Source organism: Xanthobacter pseudotagetidis, assembly GCF_043194795.2.
Lineage (GTDB): Bacteria > Pseudomonadota > Alphaproteobacteria > Rhizobiales > Xanthobacteraceae > Xanthobacter > Xanthobacter tagetidis_A.
The window spans coordinates 1290501-1310391 of sequence record NZ_CM195534.1 but is presented as its reverse complement, the minus strand read 5'-3'; the positions used below and the strand labels follow the sequence as shown (position 1 = coordinate 1310391).

The 19891-nt window shown below is 70.1% G+C and carries 20 protein-coding genes; 13 read left to right on the top strand and 7 right to left on the bottom strand.

Going from position 1 to position 19891, the window contains the following annotated elements; all coding sequences use genetic code 11:
- The first annotated feature begins 17 nt into the window (after positions 1–17).
- Together V5F67_RS06060 and V5F67_RS06055 are read left to right on the top strand one after the other, a co-directional pair.
- Positions 18–482, top strand: a complete 465-nt coding sequence (locus V5F67_RS06060; protein ID WP_394021967.1) for a MaoC family dehydratase — start codon at positions 18–20, stop codon at positions 480–482.
- Positions 479–952: a MaoC family dehydratase gene (locus V5F67_RS06055; protein WP_394021968.1), complete on the top strand. Its 474-nt coding sequence runs from the start codon at positions 479–481 to the stop codon at positions 950–952. Before V5F67_RS06060 ends, V5F67_RS06055 begins: the two co-directional genes overlap by 4 nt.
- An 8-nt stretch (positions 953–960) precedes the next feature.
- On the opposite strand, the gene V5F67_RS06050 is transcribed toward V5F67_RS06055, so the two are convergent.
- The 4 genes from V5F67_RS06050 to V5F67_RS06035 are packed head-to-tail and all read right to left on the bottom strand — an operon-like array spanning position 961 to position 4248.
- Positions 961–1746, bottom strand: coding sequence for an ankyrin repeat domain-containing protein (locus tag V5F67_RS06050; protein WP_394021969.1), 786 nt, complete (start codon positions 1744–1746; stop codon positions 961–963).
- Between the two features lie 10 nt (positions 1747–1756).
- On the bottom strand, positions 1757–3400 hold the full coding sequence (locus tag V5F67_RS06045) for a nitroreductase family protein (RefSeq protein ID WP_394021970.1): 1644 nt from the start codon (positions 3398–3400) through the stop codon (positions 1757–1759).
- Positions 3397–3813 (bottom strand): ArsC/Spx/MgsR family protein, encoded by a 417-nt coding sequence (locus V5F67_RS06040; protein WP_394021971.1) that lies wholly within the window; start codon positions 3811–3813, stop codon positions 3397–3399. Before V5F67_RS06040 ends, V5F67_RS06045 begins: the two co-directional genes overlap by 4 nt.
- A gap of 3 nt (positions 3814–3816) precedes the next feature.
- Positions 3817–4248, bottom strand: coding sequence for a response regulator (locus tag V5F67_RS06035; protein WP_394021972.1), 432 nt, complete (start codon positions 4246–4248; stop codon positions 3817–3819).
- A gap of 481 nt (positions 4249–4729) precedes the next feature.
- On the opposite strand from V5F67_RS06035, the gene nifH reads away from it, so the two are divergent.
- The 5 genes from nifH (at position 4730) to V5F67_RS06010 (ending at position 10222) form a co-directional block, all read left to right on the top strand.
- Complete coding sequence (gene nifH / locus V5F67_RS06030; protein WP_394018019.1) at positions 4730–5608, top strand: nitrogenase iron protein; 879 nt, start codon at positions 4730–4732, stop codon at positions 5606–5608.
- An 856-nt stretch (positions 5609–6464) separates the two neighbouring features.
- Positions 6465–7313: an electron transfer flavoprotein subunit beta/FixA family protein gene (locus V5F67_RS06025; protein WP_394021973.1), complete on the top strand. Its 849-nt coding sequence runs from the start codon at positions 6465–6467 to the stop codon at positions 7311–7313.
- A 40-nt stretch (positions 7314–7353) separates the two neighbouring features.
- A complete protein-coding gene (locus V5F67_RS06020) occupies positions 7354–8463 on the top strand; it encodes an electron transfer flavoprotein subunit alpha/FixB family protein (RefSeq protein WP_394021974.1) in 1110 nt (369 codons plus the stop codon).
- A gap of 12 nt (positions 8464–8475) precedes the next feature.
- Positions 8476–9783, top strand: a complete 1308-nt coding sequence (locus V5F67_RS06015; RefSeq protein WP_394021975.1) for an FAD-dependent oxidoreductase — start codon at positions 8476–8478, stop codon at positions 9781–9783.
- 139 nt (positions 9784–9922) lie between these two features.
- Positions 9923–10222, top strand: coding sequence for a ferredoxin family protein (locus V5F67_RS06010; protein WP_394021976.1), 300 nt, complete (start codon positions 9923–9925; stop codon positions 10220–10222).
- Positions 10223–10511: 289 nt separating this feature from the next.
- Here the strand turns inward: V5F67_RS06010 and V5F67_RS06005 are convergent, their stop codons facing one another.
- Positions 10512–11159 carry a TetR/AcrR family transcriptional regulator gene (locus V5F67_RS06005; RefSeq protein WP_394021977.1) on the bottom strand — a complete coding sequence of 216 codons (648 nt, stop codon included), beginning with the start codon at positions 11157–11159 and terminating at the stop codon, positions 10512–10514.
- 93 nt (positions 11160–11252) lie between these two features.
- Here V5F67_RS06005 and V5F67_RS06000 point away from each other — a divergent pair, with 93 nt between their 5' ends.
- The 6 genes from V5F67_RS06000 (at position 11253) to V5F67_RS05975 (ending at position 17849) form a co-directional block, all read left to right on the top strand.
- Positions 11253–12239, top strand: coding sequence for an aldo/keto reductase (locus V5F67_RS06000; protein ID WP_394021978.1), 987 nt, complete (start codon positions 11253–11255; stop codon positions 12237–12239).
- A gap of 182 nt (positions 12240–12421) precedes the next feature.
- A complete protein-coding gene (locus tag V5F67_RS05995; RefSeq protein ID WP_394021979.1) occupies positions 12422–13042 on the top strand; it encodes a PadR family transcriptional regulator in 621 nt (206 codons plus the stop codon).
- 330 nt (positions 13043–13372) lie between these two features.
- Positions 13373–13795: a nucleoside-diphosphate kinase gene (gene ndk / locus V5F67_RS05990; RefSeq protein WP_121622520.1), complete on the top strand. Its 423-nt coding sequence runs from the start codon at positions 13373–13375 to the stop codon at positions 13793–13795.
- Positions 13796–14049: 254 nt separating this feature from the next.
- Positions 14050–14748: a TerC family protein gene (locus tag V5F67_RS05985; protein WP_394021980.1), complete on the top strand. Its 699-nt coding sequence runs from the start codon at positions 14050–14052 to the stop codon at positions 14746–14748.
- Between the two features lie 170 nt (positions 14749–14918).
- Positions 14919–15665, top strand: a complete 747-nt coding sequence (locus V5F67_RS05980; protein WP_394021981.1) for a TerC family protein — start codon at positions 14919–14921, stop codon at positions 15663–15665.
- Between the two features lie 69 nt (positions 15666–15734).
- Positions 15735–17849: a molybdopterin-containing oxidoreductase family protein gene (locus tag V5F67_RS05975; protein ID WP_394021982.1), complete on the top strand. Its 2115-nt coding sequence runs from the start codon at positions 15735–15737 to the stop codon at positions 17847–17849.
- A gap of 237 nt (positions 17850–18086) precedes the next feature.
- Here the strand turns inward: V5F67_RS05975 and purN are convergent, their stop codons facing one another.
- Positions 18087–18737 (bottom strand): phosphoribosylglycinamide formyltransferase, encoded by a 651-nt coding sequence (gene purN / locus V5F67_RS05970; protein WP_394021983.1) that lies wholly within the window; start codon positions 18735–18737, stop codon positions 18087–18089.
- The gene (purM, locus tag V5F67_RS05965; RefSeq protein ID WP_394021984.1) at positions 18734–19807 is read right to left on the bottom strand and encodes a phosphoribosylformylglycinamidine cyclo-ligase; all 1074 of its coding nucleotides are present in this window, start codon (positions 19805–19807) and stop codon (positions 18734–18736) included. The genes purN and purM overlap by 4 nt, the downstream gene beginning before the upstream one ends.
- Positions 19808–19891 lie beyond the last annotated feature (84 nt).

The following is a 19891-nucleotide window of genomic DNA, read 5'->3' as shown; positions in this document are numbered from 1 at the left end:
GCCAACTGGAGGCCGCCTTGGCCGATCTCTTCTTCGAGGATTTCATCGTCGGCGAGGTGAAGACCTTCGGCTCCTACGAGTTCACGCGCGAGGAGATCCTCGCCTTCGCGCGCGAGTTCGACCCCCAGCCCATGCATCTCGACGACGCGGCCGGCGGCGCCTCGCTGCTGGGCGGCCTCGCCGCCTCCGGCTGGCACACCTGCGCGGTGATGATGCGCCTCGTCTGCGACGGCTTCCTGGAGCGCTCGGCGGGCATGGGCTCGCCGGGCGTCAAGGAGAACAAGTGGAAGGCGCCGGTCTTTCCCGGCGACGTGCTCACCCTGCGCCGCACGGTGCTGGAGAGCCGCACCTCCAAGACCCGGCCGGAGATGGGCCTCATCACCTTCCGCTTCGAGCTCATCAAGGCCGACAAGAGCGTTGCGCTGGAGGCGGTCCTTGTCATCATGATGGGCCGCCGCAATCCGGGAGCGCGCCTCGCATGAAGTTCTTCGAGGACATCGAGATCGGCGAGCGCCGGCTGCTCGGGCACCACACCTTCGCGCAGGACGAGATGATCGCCTTCGCGCGCCAGTTCGACTTCCAGTCCTTCCACGTGGACCCGGAGGCGGCCAAGCGCAGCCTCTACGGCGCGCTGGTGGCGTCCGGCTGGCTCACCTCGGCCACCTGGATGCGCTACTTCGCCGAGCTCAATGCCCGCGAAGCCGAGGCGCAGCGCGCCCGCGGCGAGCGGGTGCCCGCGCTCGGCCCCTCGCCCGGCTTCGAGAACATGCGCTGGCTGAAGCCGGTCTATGCCGGCGACACCGTGACCTACGCCTCGGAGGCGAAGGAGAAGACCGCGAGCCGCTCGCGCCCGCAATGGGGCATCCTGCGCACCTACAACAGCGGCACCAACCAGCACGGCGACCTGGTGCTGGACTTCGAGAGCATCGTCTTCGTCGAGCGCCGCGGCTGAGCGGCGGCTCACGCGGGGGCCGCGGCGCGCGTCGCGAGGCGCAGGAGGTCGAGGCACTCGCGGGTGGAGGCTAGATCGAGGGCGGAGAAGCCGTCGAGCGTCTCCGGCCGCGTGTCGGCGCCATGCCGCAGCAGACGCCCAACCACCTCGGCCTTGCCGGCCGAGGCGGCATACATGAGGCTGGTGGCGCCGTTGTCGTTGCGGCTGTCGATGGCGCAGCCCGCCGCCACCAGGGCGTCGATCACCGGCAGGTGGCCGCCGACGCAGGCGAGCCAGAGCGCCGTGTTGCCGTCGGCATTGCGCGCATCCACCCTCGCGCCGGCGGCGATCAGCGCCGCGACGATGGCCTCCAGCCCCTCCCGGCAGGCGCGCATGAGCGGCGTCATGCCGTTCTCGATGGTGGCGTTCACCCCGTTCTCGGGAAAGCCCTGGATGGCGAGCCAGCGGCCGACCGCCTCGCCGGGCGTCGGCGCGCCCGTGCGCGCCTGCGCCGCCGCCCAGGCCTCGTAGCCGCCATCCATGCTGTGGACCGCCGCGAAGCCGAAGTCGCACAGCACCTGCGCGAACTCCCGGCTGGCGAAGCCGTGATAGCAGTAGATCAGCACCGGTCTGGCGCGGCTGGTGCCGTTGATGACCTGCGAAAGGTCGGAGAAGGCGATGTGGCGCGCGCCCTCCACGTGGCCGGCAAGGAAGCTCGCGCGGTCGCGCACGTCGAGCGTGACCACGCCGCCGGCCTTCAGCAGCGCCTCGGCGGCGGCGACGGAGATGGAGCGGAAGGCGGGGCGCTCGGCCATTGGCTCGTCCTCAGAGGGGCCGGCCGGCATAGGCCGGCTCGGTCAGGATGCGCGGGTCGGCGACGGGCGCGCCGACGGTGAAGTGGTAGAGCGACTGGAGCGCGTCGCCGTCGATCCCCAGCAGCCGGTGCACCTCGTCGTCGAAGAAGCAGCCGATGCCGGTGCCGCGCACGCCCAAAGCCTCGGCCTCCAGGTAGAGCACCTGGCCGATGAGGCCCGCCTCCCAGTGGAGCTGGCGGTAGCGCCAGGGATCGGCGGCGACCAGCGGCGCGAGCTCGGCGAGCAGAGCGATGGTGAAGGCGCCGTCGCTGGCGATCGCCTGGTGGCAGGAGAGCGTCCGGGTGACGCCGCGCGCGTCCGCCTCGGCGAGGCGGTACAGCGGCAGGCCTTCGGGTGCGCCGGGCACCGGGCTCCAGGCGAAGTCGGGGCGCAGGGCCGCCTTCAGCACCTCGGCCATGCCGCGCCGGCGCGGCAGGGCATAGACGCCGCTGGCGAGGCCCTCCACCCGGTGGACGAACAGGACCGGGTGCAGGCGGGGCGTGAAATCCCATGCCTGGAAGGCCGGCGCGCCGGGGTCGAGCGCCGCCAGCATGCGCAGGAAGGCCGGCATCGGCAGCATGGCGCGGGCATCGAGCCGCTGGGCGCTGCGGCGGCCGAGGATGAGGGCGGCGGCGCGCGCCGTGTCCGGCGCCGCGGGCGGCGGCGCGGCGGGGGGCGCGGCGCCTTCGCCCGCCATGGGAGAAGCGCCCTCCGACGCGGTGGCGGCGCTGGCCTCGGCGATCACCGGCCAGCGGTAGAGGGGATGGCGGTCGAGCACGTTGGCGCGGCCGCGAAAATCGGGATCGGCGGCGAGCGCCGGCAGGCCGGGGGGCGGATCGTCGACGCCGATGATCTCGGCGACCAGCTCCGGGTCCTCGCGCTCGGCGCCGGAAAAGTCGGCCACCCGGTCGAGGCCGAGCAGCGCCGCGACGTCCCCGGCGCCCGCCGGCACCAGCTTCACCCGCCAGCCGAGCGTGGCCGCGGCGAAGACGAGCGCGCCCAGCGCGTGGCCGGTGTCGAGCTGGCAGTAGCGGAACGCCCGCTCGCCATATTTCCACGCCTCGCGCCACTGGATCGAGGAGAGCCCGACCAGCAGCCGGGCCGGCGTCCCCGGCTCGGGCGCGAGGCGCGCGCGCCGCTCCAGCGCATGGTCGCGGCTGACATAATGGTGCACGCCGTCGTCGAGCCCGGCGACGCCCCGGGCGATCACATAGGCCTCGGTGGGGTGGAGGTTGCCGCTGGAGGGGTTGGCGCGCACCGCCCAGCGGTCCGGGCCGAGCCGCTTCCAGGCGGCAAGGCCGAACGACAGCTCCAGCAGCGCCGCCACCGTTTCGCGGTCGAAGGGCGCGGGCGGCGGGGCAGCCGGCCCGAACAGGTCGCCGAAGCGCGCTTCGATGGTGTGAGCGACCAGCGGCAGCGCCTCCGCCGTCGCGCCGTCAAAGGTGCGGAAGGGGTCGGGCTGCGCATCCCAGTCCAGGGTCTCGGGGCCGGCGGCATAGGCCTTCAGGCCATGCTTGGTGCGCCGGTGGTAGGCGAGCGCCAGCGCCGCGCGCCGCGCCAGCGCCTCGGGCTCAGCGGACGGGGGCGCGGCGAGGGCGGCGTCGGCCGTGGTCATCGGGCCGGATCCGGACAGCGCGGCGCATCGCCCGGCCGCGAGCAGGCCTCGGGCAGCGCCGTTCCGACGGCGAGGAGGTCGGTGACCGGCGCGCGGTCGAAGCCGGCGCAGCGCACGCCCTCCGCCTCCACCAGCGGGCGGCGGATCAGCAGCGGGTCGGCGAGCATCAGCGCGATCGCCGCCTCCGCCCCCGTGGCCGCGGGGTCCACCGCGCCCGACTTCACCCGCGGCGAGGCCGGATTGAACCAGCTCGCCACCGGCGTGGCGCCGAAGAAGGCGCGCAGCCGCGCGGCCGTCCACGGCTCGGCCAGCAGGCTCCGCACATCGAGCTCATGGCCGGCGGCGGCGAGTATCTGCCTCTGCCGGGCGTTGGTGCCGCAGCCCGGCTTCTCGTAGAAGACGACCTTCGCCACGGCTCACAGGCTGCCGAGCTGGATCAGCGGCTGGGCGCCGCCGCGGCCGAGAATCGTGTCCACCTTCTTGCGCACGCTCTCGATGGTGAGCGGCTTGACGAGCGCGCCGTGGGCGCCGGCCTTCAGGCCCTCCACCGCCACCGCCTCGTCCTCCTTGCCGCACACCACCAGGATGCGCACGCCGGGAAAGCGGCCGTTGATCTCCTTCACCAGCTCCGCGCCCCGGCTCTTGAGGAAGCCGACGCCGAGCAGGACCACGTCCGGCTTCAGCCAGTCGACGCCCTTCTCGTACGCCTCCTCCGGGGTGTTGATCTCGTGGGTCTCGATCTCGTCGTGGAGCATGAACTGGAGCGCGGCGCGGGTGATCTCGTCCTCGTCCACCACGAACACCCGCCGCTGGTCCACCGCCTTGGACGTCTCAACGCCGATCTGCATCTTCTATCCTCGCTTCAGGTCTCGCGCGCCGGACGCGGCTTCCGCTGCCCGCACGCGGGCGGGTGTTTTTCCTCTCAAGCAAGTTCCGTTCCCGGCGCCCGCGGCGCCTGGAAGAGCGCATGGCGCCAACACCTTGGCGCCGAAGGCCGGGGCGACCTTGTTTCAATTGCGACAGGAGCGCGCCGACCTGTCGGGTTCGACACACCTTCGGACCCGGTGGCGGCACCGTGCCCGGCAGCCGAGCGGGAGCCGGCACATTGATATGAATCAAGACTTTGCGCGCGGTTGGAGGCGTCTGGCACGGCGATTGCTCAGTCTTCGCCGCTACAGCGAGTGAGGGCTGAGTGCACGCCTACGTGAAAGCGAGCGATGCGCTCCTTCCCAACAGCCCGCCGTGCGTTTCCGACGAGACAATTCTTCTGAGAACTCTCTCGCGCCACGCGCGCGGTGATCTTTTGTGTCCGGTTAGGAGGAGAGCAAGATGTCGCTGAGACAGATCGCGTTTTACGGGAAGGGGGGCATCGGCAAGTCGACGACGTCCCAGAACACTTTGGCCGCGCTTGCGCAGATGGGTCACAAGATCCTGATCGTGGGCTGCGACCCGAAGGCGGATTCGACCCGCCTGATCCTGCACGCCAAGGCGCAGGACACCATCCTCTCGCTGGCGGCGAACGCCGGCTCGGTGGAGGACCTGGAGATCGAGGATGTCATGAAGGTCGGCTTCATGGACATCAAGTGCGTTGAGTCGGGCGGTCCGGAGCCGGGGGTCGGCTGCGCCGGCCGGGGCGTGATCACCTCGATCAACTTCCTGGAGGAGAACGGCGCCTACGAGGACATCGACTACGTGTCCTACGACGTGCTGGGCGACGTGGTGTGCGGCGGGTTCGCGATGCCGATCCGCGAGAACAAGGCGCAGGAGATCTACATCGTCATGTCCGGCGAGATGATGGCCATGTACGCGGCCAACAACATCTCGAAGGGCATCCTGAAGTATGCGAACTCCGGCGGCGTGCGCCTGGGCGGGCTGGTGTGCAACGAGCGCCAGACCGACAAGGAGCTGGAGCTGGCGGAAGCGCTGGCGGCGAAGCTCGGCACCAAGCTGATCTACTTCGTGCCGCGCGACAACATCGTGCAGCACGCGGAGCTGCGGCGCATGACGGTGATCGAGTATGCGCCGGAGAGCCAGCAGGCGCAGCACTACCGCAACCTTGCGGAGCGGGTCCACAACAACGGCGGCAAGGGCATCATCCCGACGCCGATCACCATGGACGAGCTCGAGGACATGCTGATGGAGCACGGCATCATGAAGGCCGTGGACGAGAGCGAGGTCGGAAAGACCGCCGCTGAGCTCGCCGTCTGAGCCTGAGTCAGGCCATCGCCCGGCCGGTCCCGCAGGGGGCCGGCCGGTATTCGTTTTCGGGGGTCTTGCGGATCTTTCGGGCCTGTCCTGCCGTCCCGCCTTCGCGGACCGTTCCCCACCGCCGCCATTCCTCGCGCCGTCGTGCTCCGGCTTGACCGAAGCACCCATCGCCCCATCCCGGCCGCGCGCTTGGCCGCAAGATGGGCCCTCCGGTCAAGCCGGAGGGCGACGGCGGAGAAAGGAGCGATGGCGGGCAAGCGAGCCACCGCGGGAAGGAAGCGCGGGTGGGGAAGGAAGCGGCGGCGGCTGAAGGCAGCCGGAAAAGCCCACCCGCATCCGCCCAAACCGCCGTCGTGCTCCGGCTTGACCGGAGCACCCACGCCACCTTCCCGCGCCGCGCATGGATCCTCCGGTCAAGCCGGAGGATGACAGCGGTGAGAGGCGATGACGCCGGTGAGTGGCGATGACGCCGGTGAGGGGCGATGACGCCGGTGAGTGGCGATGGCGGCGGTGAGGGGCAATGACGGCGGTGAAGCTGAGGATGACGACGCTGAGGCCGCGAATGACGGCGGTGAAGCCGAAGGATGGCGGTGGCGAAGGGTGAGCATGACGGCCCCTCTCCCCTCCCCGGCCCCCTGTCACCTTCCCGACAAGCCGCTTTTCTTTGTCCGCTCCCGACAAACGCGCCGAACTCCGTAGAATTCCGGAGGCGGCATTCGTAATCGCTTGATCGCCCTTGGCTATTTACATCATCCGATGCTTGGCACGCGCCTTGCTCCACTGGTCCTCGAGCCCCACGAGAAGGCTCGGGGCCCAGGTCGGAGCCCAAGTCGGAGCCCAAGTCGGAGCCAAGGTCATGCATATCGTCGTCTGCATCAAGCAGGTCCCCGACAGCGCGCAGATCCGTGTCCATCCGGTCACGAACACCATCATGCGCCAGGGCGTGCCCACCATCATCAATCCCTATGACCTGTTCGCGCTCGAAGAGGCGCTGCGCCTGCGCGATACCTTCGGCGGCGAGGTGACGGTGCTCACCATGGGGCCGCCCTCGGCCGAGGATTCGCTGCGCAAGGCGCTGACCTTCGGCGCCGACCGCGCGGTGCTGCTCACCGACCGCTTCTTCGCCGGCTCCGACACGCTCGCCACCTCGTTCGCGCTGGCCACCGCCATCACCAAGGTCGGCGAGACCTGGGGCACGCCCGACATCGTCTTCACCGGCAAGCAGACCATCGACGGCGACACCGCCCAGGTCGGCCCCGGCATCGCGAAACGGCTCGGCCTCATCCAGGTGACCTATGTGGCGAAGGTCGCCGCGCTCGATCCCGAAGGCCGCACCATCACGCTGGAGCGCCGCGCCGAGGGCGGCACGCAGGTGCTGCAGTCGAGCCTGCCGTGCCTGATCGCCATGCTGGAGGGCACCAACGAGGTGCGCCGCGGCACCATGGCCGACGCCCTGCGCGCGGCGCGCGCCGAGATCGTCAAGTGGAACGCCAAGGACGCCGGGGTCGAGGACCTGGGCAAGTGCGGCCTGAAGGGCTCGCCCACCATCGTCAAGCGCGTGTTCGCCCCCTCGGCCCGCTCCGAGAAGGCCAAGCTCATCGAGGCCCCCGAGGGCGGCAGCCTCGCCGACGCGCTGATCGCGGAAGTGTTCACGCGCCAGCCCGCCCTCGAAGCCGACCTCGCCGCGCTGGCGCGCGGCTTCTGAACGCCCCGGGACGGATGCCGAGAAGAGAAAGCCGACCATCATGAGCGAGCCGAAGAAGCCCCAAGCCCCCGCCGCCGGCGGGCGCGCCTCCACCAAGAAGGAGCTGCCCGAGCACTTCAAGGCGTACAAGCACGTCTGGGTGTTCATCGAGCAGGAGCGCGGCCAGGTCCACCCCGTCTCGTGGGAGCTGATGGGCGAGGGCCGCAAGCTCGCCGACAAGCTCAAGGTGGAGCTCGCCGCCGTGGTCCTCGGCGCCGAGGGCGAGACGGTGCGGGGCGCGGTCGCCGAAGCGTTCTGCTACGGCGCCGACCTCGTCTATGTGGCGGCCGACCCGGTGCTCGCCGACTACCGCAACGAGGCCTACACGGCGGCGATGACGGAGCTCGTGAACACCTACAAGCCGGAGATCCTGCTGCTCGGCGCGACGACGCTGGGCCGCGACCTCGCCGGCGCGGTGGCGACCACCCTGCTCACCGGCCTCACCGCGGATTCCACCGAGCTGGACGTGGACGCGGACGGCTCGCTCGCCGCCACCCGCCCGACCTTCGGCGGCTCCCTGCTCTGCACCATCTACACGCTCAACTACCGCCCGCAGATGGCGACCGTGCGCCCGCGCGTGATGGCCATGCCCGAGCGGGTGGAGAAGCCCGTGGGCCGGGTGGTGGAGCACAAGCTCTCGCTCCAGGAAGCCGACATCGTCACCAAGATCCTGAGCTTCCTGCCCGACCGGGATTCCAGCAAGTCGAACCTCGCTTATGCCGACGTGGTGGTGGCGGGCGGCATGGGGCTCGGCTCGCCGGAAAATTTCCAGCTGGTGCGCCAGCTCGCGGCCGCCATGGGCGCCGAGTTCGGCTGCTCGCGCCCGCTGGTGCAGAAGGGCTGGGTGACGTCGGACCGCCAGATCGGCCAGACCGGCAAGACCATCCGCCCGCGCCTCTACATCGCCGCCGGCATCTCGGGCGCGATCCAGCACCGGGTGGGGGTCGAGGGCGCTGACCTGATCGTCGCCATCAACACCGACAAGAACGCGCCCATCATGGACTTCGCCCATGTGGGCATCGTCACCGACGCCATCCGCTTCCTGCCCATGCTGACGGAAGCCTTCAAGCGGCGCCTGTCCCCCCATTCCCGCGACAAGCTGGCGAGCTGAGGAGCACTTGAGATGATCGACGAGAAGTTCGACGCGATCGTCGTCGGCGCCGGCATGGCCGGCAACGGGGCCGCCTACACGCTGGCCAAGCGCGGCCTCAAGGTGCTGCAGCTGGAGCGCGGCGAGTATTCGGGCTCCAAGAACGTGCAGGGCGCGATCCTCTATTCCGACATGCTGGAGAAGATCGTCCCCGACTTCCGCGAGGACGCGCCGCTGGAGCGGCACCTGGTGGAGCAGCGCTTCTGGATGATGGACGACAAGTCCCATGTGGGCCTGCACTACCGCTCGGAAGACTTCAACGAGGAGGCTCCGAACCGCTACACCATCATCCGCGCCCAGTTCGACAAGTGGTTCTCCAAGAAGGTCCAGGAGGCCGGCGCCCTGGTGGTGTGCGAGACCACGGTGACCGAGCTGGTGCAGGACGCCTACGGCAAGGTGATCGGGGTCAAGACCGATCGCGGCGGCGGCCAGATCCACGCCGACGTGGTGGTGCTGGCCGAAGGCGTGAGCGGCCTGCTCGGCACCCGCGCCGGCCTGCGCAAGATCCCGAAGCCCACCGACGTCGCCCTGGCGGTGAAGGAGATGCACTTCCTGCCCCAGGAGACCATCGAGGACCGCTTCCTGCTGAAGGGCGACGAAGGCGTCGTCATCGAGGCCGCCGGCACCATCTCCCAGGGGATGACCGGCATGGGCTTCATCTACACCAACAAGGAATGCATCTCTCTCGGCATCGGCTGCCTCGTCTCCGATTTCCAGAAGACAGGGCAATCGCCCTACCAGCTGCTGGAGAAGTTCAAGCAGCACCCCTCCGTGGCGCCGCTCATCGCCGGCTCCGAGGTGAAGGAATACGCCGCCCACCTCATCCCCGAGGGCGGCTACAAGGCGATCCCGCAGCTGTTCGGCGACGGCTGGGTGGTGGTGGGCGACGCGGCCCAGCTCAACAACGCCATCCACCGCGAGGGCTCCAACCTCGCCATGACCTCGGGCCGCATCGCCGCCGAGGCGATCTTCCAGGTCAAGTCCCGCAAGGAGCCGATGACGGCGCAGAACCTCTCGCTCTACAAGAAGATGCTGGAGGAGAGCTTCGTCATCAAGGACCTGAAGAAGTACAAGGATATGCCGCAGCTGCTGCACATCCAGTCCCAGAACTTCTTCCTCACCTATCCCCAGCTCGTGTCGAAGGCGATGCAGAACTTCGTCCGCGTGGACGGCACGCCGAAGGTCGAGAAGGAGAAGATGACCATGAAGTCGTTCACCTCGGCGCGGTCGTGGGCGGGCCTGTTCGGCGACGCCTTCCGTCTCGCCCGGGCGTGGCGCTGAACCTAGAGCACGCGCCGATCAGCTTGCAACGCAAGCTGATCGGATACCGCGTTCTCTATCATTAAGTTAGAGGGCGATTCACCGATCAGATTGATTCAATTTGATCGGATCGCGCTCTAGTCAACCGGAGGACATGGACATGGCCACCGCCGATCTCGCGGTCCGCGTCGAGGACAAGCTGTTCCAGAACCGCTATCTGGTGGATGCGGGGCGCTGCCACATCAAGGTGCGGCCCCACACCACCCCCACCCCGGCGCTGAAGGCGCTGCTCACCGCCTGCCCGGCGCGCTGCTACGAGCTGAACGCCACCGGCCAGGTGGAGATCGCCGCCGACGGCTGCGTGGAATGCGGCACCTGCCGCATCATCGGCGAGCCCTCGGGCGACATCGAGTGGAACTATCCGCGCGGCGGCTACGGGGTGCTGTTCAAGTTCGGCTGAGGATCGCTGGGCTCCCTCGCCCTCCTTCCCCGCCGTCGCCCTCCGGCTCGACCGGAGGGCCCATCCTGCGGCCGGGCGCGATGCGGGAGGGGCATGGATGCTCCGGTCAAGCCGGAGCATGACGGCGGTGAAAGTTCGCCGCGTTCCGTTTCCCGCACCGCCGTCGCCCTCCGGCTCGACCGGAGGGCCCATCCTGCGGCCAGGCGCGATGCGGGAGGCGCATGGATGCTCCGGTCAAGCCGGAGCATGACGGCAGAAGAAGCGCACCTCGCGATGCCGGGAGCTGCCCTCAGCCCTCCGGCGCGAGCGTCGCGGCGATGGCGCGCTCGACCGTGGCCTCGGCGTCGAACGCCACCGGCACGCCCAGCACGCGCGGCCAGAACAGCGGCTCCTTGATGGCGCCCATGAACTGCGCCGCCGCCAGTTCCGGGTCGGCGCCCGGCGCGAGCCGCCCCTCGCGCGCCAGGGTCGAGAAATAGCCGTGCAGCGCCTTGACGATGGGCTCCTTGCCGGCGGCGAAATAGGCCTGCGACAGCTCCGGGAAGCGCGGCGCCTCGGCGATGACGAGCCGCAGCAGCGGGATCACGTCCGGCCGGTCCCAGTGGTCCTTCAGCCCCTCCACATAGGCGCGCAGCACCGCGCGCGGGCAGCCGGCGGTCTCCGCCGGCAAAGGCGGGGCGCGGGTGAGGTGGGACCAGGCCGCGTCGATCACCGCCGCGAACAGGTCCGCCTTGCTCTCGAAATGCTGGTAGAGCGTGCGCTTCGACACCGGCGCGGCGGCCGCCACCGCATCCATAGATGTGGCGCCATAGCCCTTCTCCAGGAACAGCGCCCGCGCCGCAGCGAGGATGCGCGCGGCGGTGCCGCGCGGGTCGCGGCGGCGGGCGGACGGCGGGCTGGCCGCAGCCGGAAGGGATGGAGGAGGGGCGTCGGTCATTGACTCATGTAAACTGTTCGGTGTACTTTATGATTGTCCCGGCCGAATTCCCCTGCCGGGCCTCTCTTCCATTCCATCCTCAGGAGGTCCCCCATGGACCACCGCCCCCTCGGTCGCTCGGGTCTTTCCGTGTCCGCCATCGGCCTCGGCTGCATGGGCATGTCCGAATTCTACGGCCCCAGCGATGACGAGCAGTCGCTGGCAACCCTAGCAGCGGCGCTCGATCTCGGCATAAATTTCTTCGACACCGCCGACATGTACGGCTCCGGCCACAACGAGCGCCTCATCGCCCGCTTCCTGAAGGGGCGGCGCGACAAGGTGGTGCTCGCCACCAAGTTCGGCAACAGGCGCGGGCCCAACGGCGAGCGGCTCGGGGTCTGCGGCACGCCGGACTATGTGCGCGCCGCCTGCGATGCCAGCCTGGAACGGCTCGGGGTCGACACCATCGACCTCTATTACCTGCACCGGGTGGACCCCAAGACCCCCATCGAGGACACGGTCGGCGCCATGAAGGCCCTGGTGGAGGCCGGCAAGGTGCGCTTCCTCGGCCTGTCCGAATGCGCGGCCGACACGCTGCGCCGCGCCAACGCGGTCCATCCCATCACCGCCGTTCAGAGCGAGTACTCGCTGTGGACGCGCGATCCCGAGGGCGGGATGCTGGACGCCTGCCGGGAGATCGGCGCCGCCTTCGTGGCCTACAGCCCGCTGGGCCGCTCGTTCCTCACCGGCGCGGTGTCGAGCGCCGACAGCCTCGCGGAAGGCGACTTCCGCCGCGCCAATCCCCGCTTCCAGGGCGAGGCGCTGACGCAGAACCGGCGCCTGGTGGAGGCGCTCGCGGACTTCGCCGCCGCCAAGGGGGCGACCAGCGCCCAGATCGCCCTCGCCTGGATCCTCAACAAGCAGGACCGCGTGATCCCGATCCCCGGCACGCGGCGCGAGAAGTACCTGAAGGAGAACGCGGCAGCGACCGCGATCCGCCTCTCGGCGCAGGAGATCGCGACGCTCGACGCCCTGTTCGACCCCGGGAAGGTCGCCGGCACGCGCTATCCCGCCGCGGGCATGGCGACGCTGGGGCTCTGAGCCGGGCAGCCGGCCGCTCCTTCCGAAGTTCGACGACCCTTGGCCGCCGGCCGGATCCGCAGCGCGATCCGGCCGGCTTGCGTTTGCGGGTGCGCGCGCCGCATCGCGTCTTGCATTTCAGATATATCTTGCGATATAAAATCAACAGTCATATCTTTCGACATATCTGAGGAGACGAAATCATGTTTGGATGCAGACCCGGCTGGAACCCGGAACGCTTCGCCGGCGGCCCCGGCCGCGGCGACTGGGGCCATCGCGGCGGCGGCGGACGGCATGGGCGTGGCGGCGGCGGCGACATGTTCCGCCTCGGCCGCATGCTGGCCCAGGGCGACCTGAAGCTGCTCGCGCTCTCGCTCATCGCCGAGCAGCCGCGCCACGGCTACGAGATCATCAAGCTGATCGAGGAGAAGACCGCGGGCTGGTATTCGCCGAGCCCCGGGGTGGTCTATCCCACCCTCACCTTCCTGGAGGAGGCGGGCTACGTGACCGCCGAGAGCGAGGGTGCCCGCAAGCGCTACGCCATCACCGAGGAGGGCCGCGCCTACCTCGCCGAGAACCGCGACTTCGCCGACGCCATCACCGGCCGGCTGTCGGAGATCGGCCTCAAGATGGGCCGGGTGCGCAAGTGGATGGGCTGGAGCGAGCAGGGACCGAGCCACGGCGCCGAGCTGCCGCGTCTCGTGGAGGCGGCGCTCGAGAACCTGCGCGACACCGCGCAGCAGCGCCTCGCCGCCAACCGCGGCACGGAAACCCGCATCATCGAGATTCTCGCCCGCGCGGCGAACGACATCCGCGAGGCGTGAGGCAGAAAACCAGGGCGGCGCGCGGGCCACTCCCGCGCGCCGCCGCCCGAAAGCCTGCCGGATCTCTCCCTCGCCGGAGGTGTCTCAGCTTGCACCAGGGCGTCGACGGCCAGGAGAGCCACGCGGAACGCCGGGGTTGCTCCGCCGCGCGCGCCCTCCCTCGCAAGCGGGGGAGGGTTCGTGGTGTTCCCGGACCAACGACGGGATTTCAAGCCGACCCACGCCCCGCCAACTGCCGTTCCCTTGCCCGTTGCTGCGGCGGCTGCTAAGAGCCGCCATCCCGCGCGCCTGCGCGGTTTCCTTCATACGCAACAGACAGGACGGTCCCCTATGGCGATCGAGCGCACCTTCTCGATCATCAAGCCCGACGCCACGCGTCGCAACCTCACCGGCGCCGTGAACGCGGTGATCGAAAAGGCCGGCCTGCGCATCGTTGCGCAGAAGCGCGTGCTGATGACCAAGGCCCAGGCCGAGACCTTCTATGCCGTGCACAAGGAGCGCCCGTTCTTCGGCGACCTCGTCGCCTTCATGACCTCCGGCCCGGTGGTGGTGCAGGTGCTGGAGGGCGAGGACGCGGTCGCCAAGTATCGCGACGTGATGGGCGCCACCAACCCGGCCAACGCCGCCGAGGGCACCATCCGCAAGCTGTTCGCGGAATCCATCGAGGCCAATTCCGCCCACGGCTCCGACAGCGTCGACAATGCCAAGGTGGAGATCGCCCAGTTCTTCGCCGGCAACGAGATCGTCGGCTGAAGCGCAGGCCGGGGACAGCTTCTGGACGCGTGAACGTCCGGTTCTTCTCCGGTATGGTCTGTGCTCCGGGCGCGCGGCCACCGCCTGCGGTCCCGGCTTGTGCGGTGCGCAACAGAATTTGCGCACCGCGAAGTCCAGTTTTGGTTGAGGCAGCTGGTCCCTTTGGGTAACGTCCCAGCGCCGAAATTCAGAATACGGCGCACCAGACGCCAAATACCAGGCTCTGCTTCCGAGCCTCCCAGGGGATGGAAACCATGTCGCTCGACTCGCCGGCCCTGTGGCTCGCGCTGCTGCAGATCATCTGGATCAATATCCTGCTCTCGGGCGACAATGCCGTGGTCATCGCCATGGCGTGCCGCTCGCTGCCCGACAAGGCCCGCAAATGGGGCATCATCCTCGGCGCGGGCGTCGCGGTGACCCTGCGCATCCTGTTCACCGGCATCGTGGCCACGCTGCTCGGCCTGCCCTGGTTGAAGCTCGTGGGCTCGCTCGCCCTGATGTGGATCGCGGTCGATCTGGCGGTGCCGAGCGAGGGCAACGAGGACTCGGTCGAGGCCAGCGAGAGCCTTTGGAAGGCCGTCGGCACGGTCGCCCTCGCCGACATCGTCATGAGCCTCGACAACGTGGTCGCGGTGGCCGCCATCGCCAAGGACAACTGGTACCTGCTGGCCTTCGGCCTCGCCATCTCGATCCCGCTCATCGTCGCCGGCTCGTCCATCGTCATGGCGCTGCTTGACCGCTTCCCGATCCTGGTCTGGGCCGGCGCGGGCCTGCTCGGCTGGGTCGCGGGCGAGATGCTCATCGGCGATAGCGCCATCACCTCCCGCATCAGCCACGAGCTGACGGAGAACCTCCACTTCGTCATGCCGGCGGTCGGCGCGGCTTTCGTGCTGATGACCGCCTTCCTCATGCGGCGATGGAAGGCACGTCACGCCGAGGAGGCCAGCCACTGATCCCGGCCGCCCCGGCGCGCAGGCACGGGGCAGGAAAAGGGGGCCAATCGCCCCCTTTTTTCTTGCCAAACACATTACCTTGCGTAAATTTTACCTTACGAAACTTGACCTTAGGACATCCTGACCTTCCTCGGGGCAAAAAGGTCCGGACCACGCTGCAGGGGTAACCGATGGACTTTGCTTCACCGACCTTCTGGGTCTCGCTGCTTCAGATCATCTGGATCGATCTGCTGCTGTCGGGCGACAACGCGGTCGTCATCGCGCTGGCGTGCCGCTCGCTTCCGCCCAACCAGCGCAAGTGGGGCATCCTGCTCGGCGCCGGCGCGGCGGTCGGCCTGCGCATCCTGTTCGCGCTGGCGGTGTCCTACCTGCTCGGCATCCCGTTCCTGAAGGTGGTGGGCGGCCTGCTGCTGCTGTGGATCGCGGTCAAGCTGATCACCGACAACGAGGGCGACGCCCACGAGGTCGCCGCCTCGGACAATCTGTGGAAGGCGGTGCGCACCATCGCCATCGCCGACGCCGTGATGAGCCTCGACAACGTGGTGGCGATCGCCGCGGCGGCGCGCGGGCACTGGGAGCTGTTCGTGTTCGGCCTGCTGCTCACCATCCCGCTCATCATCTTCGGCTCGCAGCTTGTGCTGGCGCTGCTGACCCGCTTCCCGGCCCTCATCTGGGCCGGCGCGGCGCTGCTCGGCTGGATCGCCGGCGAGATGCTGGTGGGCGACGTGATGTCGCTTCAGTACCTCCAGCATCTCAACCCCGCGCTGGTGGTGCCCGATGCGGACTCGCCGATCGGCATCAAGACCGCCGCGCTGCCTCACTACGTGGCCAGCGTGATCGGCGCGCTGGCGGTGTTGGGCATCGGCTATGTGCTGCGCGTCCGCCGCAGCGACGAGAAGGCGGAGCACCACGCCTGAGGACGCGCCGCCACGGGCCTTGCGAAAAAGGGGGCGACGGCATCCGTCGCCCCCTTTAAGTTCGGGCCCATGAATGTCCACGCCGATGCCCGCCCCGCGCCGTCCCGCGCCGCAGCGACGGTCCGCGCCTCCGCCTGCCCGCACGACTGCCCGTCCACCTGCGCGCTGGAGGTGGAGGTGGGCGCCGACGGCCGCATCGGCCGCGTGCGCGGCGCCAGGGACAACAGCTACACGGCGGGCGTCATCTGCGCGAAGGTGGCGCGCTATGCCGAGCGGGCGCACCATCCCGACCGGCTGACCCGCCCGCTCCTGCGCACCGGCCCCCGGGGCTCCGGCCAGTTCGCCCCCATCTCCTGGGACGAGGCGCTCGACCGGGTGGCGCAGGGCCTCGCCGAGGCCGAGCGGCGCCACGGCGCCGAGGCGGTCTGGCCCTATTACTACGCCGGCACCATGGGCCTCCTGATGCGCGACGGCATCAACCGGCTGACCCACGCCAAGAAGTATTCGCGCTTCTTCTCCTCCATCTGCGTCAACCCGGCCTGGAGCGGCTACCTCGCCGGCGCCGGCCGCCTGTCGGGCGCCGACCCGCGGGAGATGGCGAAGTCCGACCTCGTGACGCTCTGGGGCACCAACGCCGTCTCCACCCAGGTCAACGTCATGACCCACGCGGTCCAGGCGCGGAAGGCGCGGGGCGCGAAGATCGCCGTGGTGGACGTCTACCGCACCCCGACCATGGAGCAGGCGGACATCCCGCTGCTGATCCGCCCCGGCACCGACGGCGCGCTGGCCTGCGCGGTGATGCACGTGCTGTTCCGCGACGACCTCGCCGACCGCGCCTACCTCGCCCGCTTCGCCCGCGACGCCGAGGCGCTGGAGGCGCATCTTTCCACCCGAACGCCGGCATGGGCCGCCGCCATCACCGGGCTCGGCGCGGACGAGATCGAGGCCTATGCCCGGCTCGTCGGCACGGTGCCGCGCGCCTATTTCCGCATCGGCTACGGCTTCACGCGCTCGCGCAACGGGGCGGTCGCCATGCATTCGGTGGCCTCCATCCCCGTGGTCTCGGGCGCCTGGCAGCACGAGGGCGGCGGCGCGGCGCACACGCTCTCGGGCATCTATGGCTGGCACAAGCGGATGATCGAGGGCCTCGACCTGCGCGATCCCAGGACCCGGGCGCTCGACCAGTCGCGCATCGGCCCGATCCTGGTGGGCGAGGAAGACGCGCTCGCGGGCGGGCCGCCGGTGCACGCGCTGTTGATCCAGAACACCAATCCGGTGGCGGTGGCGCCGGAGCAGGACAAGGTGCGCGCGGGCTTCGCCCGCGAGGACCTGTTCGTGTGCGTGCACGAGCATTTCATGACCGACACCGCGCGCATGGCGGACGTGGTGCTGCCGGCCACCATGTTCACCGAGCACGACGACCTCTACCAGGCCGGCGGCCATCCCCACATCCAGCTCGGGCCGAAGCTGGTGGAGCCGCCGGGCGAATGCCGCTCCAACCACGACGTGGTGTGCGCGCTCGCCGCCCGGCTCGGCGCCGCGCATCCCGGCTTTGACATGAGCGCGCGCGAGATCATCGACTGGACGCTGCGCGAGAGCGGCCGCGGCACGCTCGACGCGCTGGAGGCGGCGCGCTTCATCGACATCGCCCCCGCGTTCGAGGAGGCGCACTTCCTCACTGGCTTCGGCCACCGCGACCGGCGCTTCCACTTCGCCCCCGACTGGAGCGCCACCGGCCTGCCGGCGCCCGGCCTGTTCGGCCCCTGGCGGGAGATGCCGGCGCTGCCGGACCACTGGGCGGTGATCGAGGAGGCGAATGCGGACTATCCGTTCCGCCTGGTGACGGCGCCGGCGCGCTCGTTCCTCAACACCACCTTCACCGAGACCGCCTCGTCCGCCGACCGGGAGGGGCCGCCGTCGCTGATGATCCATCCGGACGACGCCGCCGGCCTCGGCCTTGCGGCGGGCGACGACGCGCGGGTGGAAAGCGCGCGCGGCGCGGTGGTCTTGCGGGTGCGGCTGTTCGACGGGCTCAGGCGCGGCGTGGTGGTGTCGGAGCAGATCCAGCCCAACCGCGCCCATGCGGGCGGGCGCGGCATCAACACCCTGACCGGCGCCGACCCGGTCGCCCCGGTGGGCGGGGCGGCGTTCCACGACAACCGGGTGCGCATCGCGCGGGCATGATGGACGGACGACGCCGGCACGGCGCCTCGGAGCCTGTTTGAGGTCTTGGAAGGACATCGCCACAGGCACCGTCGTCATGCCCGGGCGTGACCCGGGCATCCACGTCCAGCCGTCTGCGCCAGCTCGCGAAAGCTAACCCCGGCCGATCCGCATGGATGGCCGGGCCAAGCCCGGCCATGACGGCGACACGGCAATGGAACGGCCGAAAGGCCGATCCGCCCGTTTTCAAGCAGGTTCTCAGACCGAAGGCGCCACCAGCGTCGGCAGGCCGCCGCGCGCGCCGGCGATCGCGACCCGCTCGTCCTCCACGGTGAGCCGGCCGGCGGCGAGCAGCTCCAGCCCCTTGGGATAGATCACGTGCTCCTGGACCAGCACCCGGGCGGCGAGCGTGTCCGGCGTGTCGTCCGCCTCCACCGGCACCGCCGCCTGGAGGATGATCGGCCCCTCGTCCATCTCGGCGCGCACGAAATGCACCGTGCAGCCGTGGAACCGCACCCCCAGCGCCAGCGCGCGGGCGTGGGTGTCGAGGCCCTTGAAGGCCGGCAGCAGCGAGGGGTGGACGTTGATCATCCGGTCGCGCCAGCGCTCCACCAGCCAGGGGGTGAGCAGGCGCATGAAGCCGGCGAGGCAGATGATGTCGATGCCGGTGACGCGCAGTTGCGCGTCGAGCGCGGCGTCGAAGGCGAGGCGGTCGGCATAGTCCCTGTGGCTCAGCACCACGGTCTCGATGCCGCGCTCGGCGGCGAAGGCAAGGCCCGCCGCATCCGCCCGGTTGGAGAGCACGAGGGCGATCTGCGCCGGGAAGTCCGCCCGCTCCGCCGCCTTCACCAGAGCCGCCATGTTGGAGCCGCGCCCGGAGATGAGCACGGCGACGCGCTTCTTCGTCATGCCGTGAACCCGAAGTCGGCGGTGCCGTCATAGGCGACGTGAGGCGCCCCCGCGCCCGGCTCGATGACGCCGAGGCGCACCACGCTCTCGCCTTGGCCGGCGAAGGCGTCGGCCACCTCCTCCGCGCGCGCGGCGTCCACCACCACGGCCATGCCGACGCCGCAGTTGAAGGCGCGCAGCATCTCCTCGCTCGCCACCGCCCCGGTGGCGGCGAGCCAGCGGAACACCGGCGGCACGATCAGGTTCGACAGGTCGATGCGGGCGATGGTGCCCCGCGGCAGCACGCGCGGCAGGTTCTCGGTGATGCCGCCGCCGGTGACGTGGGCGAGCGCCTTCACCGCGCCGGTGGCGCGGATCACGGCAAGGGTGCTCTTCACATAGAGCCGGGTCGGCGTCAGCAGCGCCGCGCCCAGGCGCTGGCCCGGCGCGAACGGCGCCGGGTCGCCCCAGACGAGGCCGGAGCGCTCGACGATGCGCCGCACCAGCGAATAGCCGTTGGAATGCACGCCCGCGGAGGCGAGGCCCAGGATCACGTCGCCCGGCCCCACGTCCGGGCGCGGCAGCAGCCCCGCGCGCTCCACCGCGCCGACCGAGAAGCCGGCGAGGTCGTAGTCGCCGTCCTGGTACATGCCCGGCATCTCGGCGGTCTCGCCGCCCACCAGCGCGCAGCCGGCCTCCCTGCAGGCCCGCGCGATGCCGGCGACGATGTGGGCGCCGACCTCCGGCGCCAGCCGTCCGGTGGCGAAATAGTCGAGGAAGAACAGCGGCTCGGCGCCCTGGACCACGAGGTCGTTCACGCACATGGCGACGAGGTCGATGCCGATGGTGTCGTGCACGCCGGTCTCGATGGCGATCTTCAGCTTGGTGCCCACCCCGTCGGTGGTGGCGACCAGCAGCGGGTCTTCGAACCCCGCCGCCTTGAGGTCGAACACGCCGCCGAAGCCGCCGATGTCCGCGCCGGCGCCGGGCCGGGCGGTGGCCTTCACCAGCGGCTTGATGAGATCGACGAGCCGGTTGCCGGCGTCGATGTCGACACCCGCGTCGCGATAGGAAAGTCCGTCCTCAGCCATGGATACCTCGCGCTCGCCCGGCGCCCGCGCCGGCCGGCCTGCGTCCGAAGACGGCGCTCTAGCCGCGAATGAAGGGCAAGGCAA

Bases quoted from the DNA above. Each gene is read 5' to 3' on its own strand.
- ndk (WP_121622520.1), top strand. From the start codon at position 13,373: ATGGCGATCGAGCGCACCTTCTCGATCATCAAGCCCGACGCCACGCGT.
- V5F67_RS05980 (WP_394021981.1), top strand. From the start codon at position 14,919: ATGGACTTTGCTTCACCGACCTTCTGGGTCTCGCTGCTTCAGATCATC.
- V5F67_RS06055 (WP_394021968.1), top strand. From the start codon at position 479: ATGAAGTTCTTCGAGGACATCGAGATCGGCGAGCGCCGGCTGCTCGGG.
- V5F67_RS06045 (WP_394021970.1), bottom strand. From the start codon at position 3,400: ATGACCACGGCCGACGCCGCCCTCGCCGCGCCCCCGTCCGCTGAGCCC.
- V5F67_RS06000 (WP_394021978.1), top strand. From the start codon at position 11,253: ATGGACCACCGCCCCCTCGGTCGCTCGGGTCTTTCCGTGTCCGCCATC.
- V5F67_RS06015 (WP_394021975.1), top strand. From the start codon at position 8,476: ATGATCGACGAGAAGTTCGACGCGATCGTCGTCGGCGCCGGCATGGCC.
- V5F67_RS06035 (WP_394021972.1), bottom strand. From the start codon at position 4,248: ATGCAGATCGGCGTTGAGACGTCCAAGGCGGTGGACCAGCGGCGGGTG.
- purN (WP_394021983.1), bottom strand. From the start codon at position 18,737: ATGACGAAGAAGCGCGTCGCCGTGCTCATCTCCGGGCGCGGCTCCAAC.
- V5F67_RS06025 (WP_394021973.1), top strand. From the start codon at position 6,465: ATGCATATCGTCGTCTGCATCAAGCAGGTCCCCGACAGCGCGCAGATC.
- V5F67_RS06005 (WP_394021977.1), bottom strand. From the start codon at position 11,159: ATGACCGACGCCCCTCCTCCATCCCTTCCGGCTGCGGCCAGCCCGCCG.
- V5F67_RS05975 (WP_394021982.1), top strand. From the start codon at position 15,735: ATGAATGTCCACGCCGATGCCCGCCCCGCGCCGTCCCGCGCCGCAGCG.
- V5F67_RS06050 (WP_394021969.1), bottom strand. From the start codon at position 1,746: ATGGCCGAGCGCCCCGCCTTCCGCTCCATCTCCGTCGCCGCCGCCGAG.
- V5F67_RS05995 (WP_394021979.1), top strand. From the start codon at position 12,422: ATGTTTGGATGCAGACCCGGCTGGAACCCGGAACGCTTCGCCGGCGGC.
- nifH (WP_394018019.1), top strand. From the start codon at position 4,730: ATGTCGCTGAGACAGATCGCGTTTTACGGGAAGGGGGGCATCGGCAAG.
- V5F67_RS06020 (WP_394021974.1), top strand. From the start codon at position 7,354: ATGAGCGAGCCGAAGAAGCCCCAAGCCCCCGCCGCCGGCGGGCGCGCC.
- V5F67_RS06010 (WP_394021976.1), top strand. From the start codon at position 9,923: ATGGCCACCGCCGATCTCGCGGTCCGCGTCGAGGACAAGCTGTTCCAG.
- V5F67_RS05985 (WP_394021980.1), top strand. From the start codon at position 14,050: ATGTCGCTCGACTCGCCGGCCCTGTGGCTCGCGCTGCTGCAGATCATC.
- purM (WP_394021984.1), bottom strand. From the start codon at position 19,807: ATGGCTGAGGACGGACTTTCCTATCGCGACGCGGGTGTCGACATCGAC.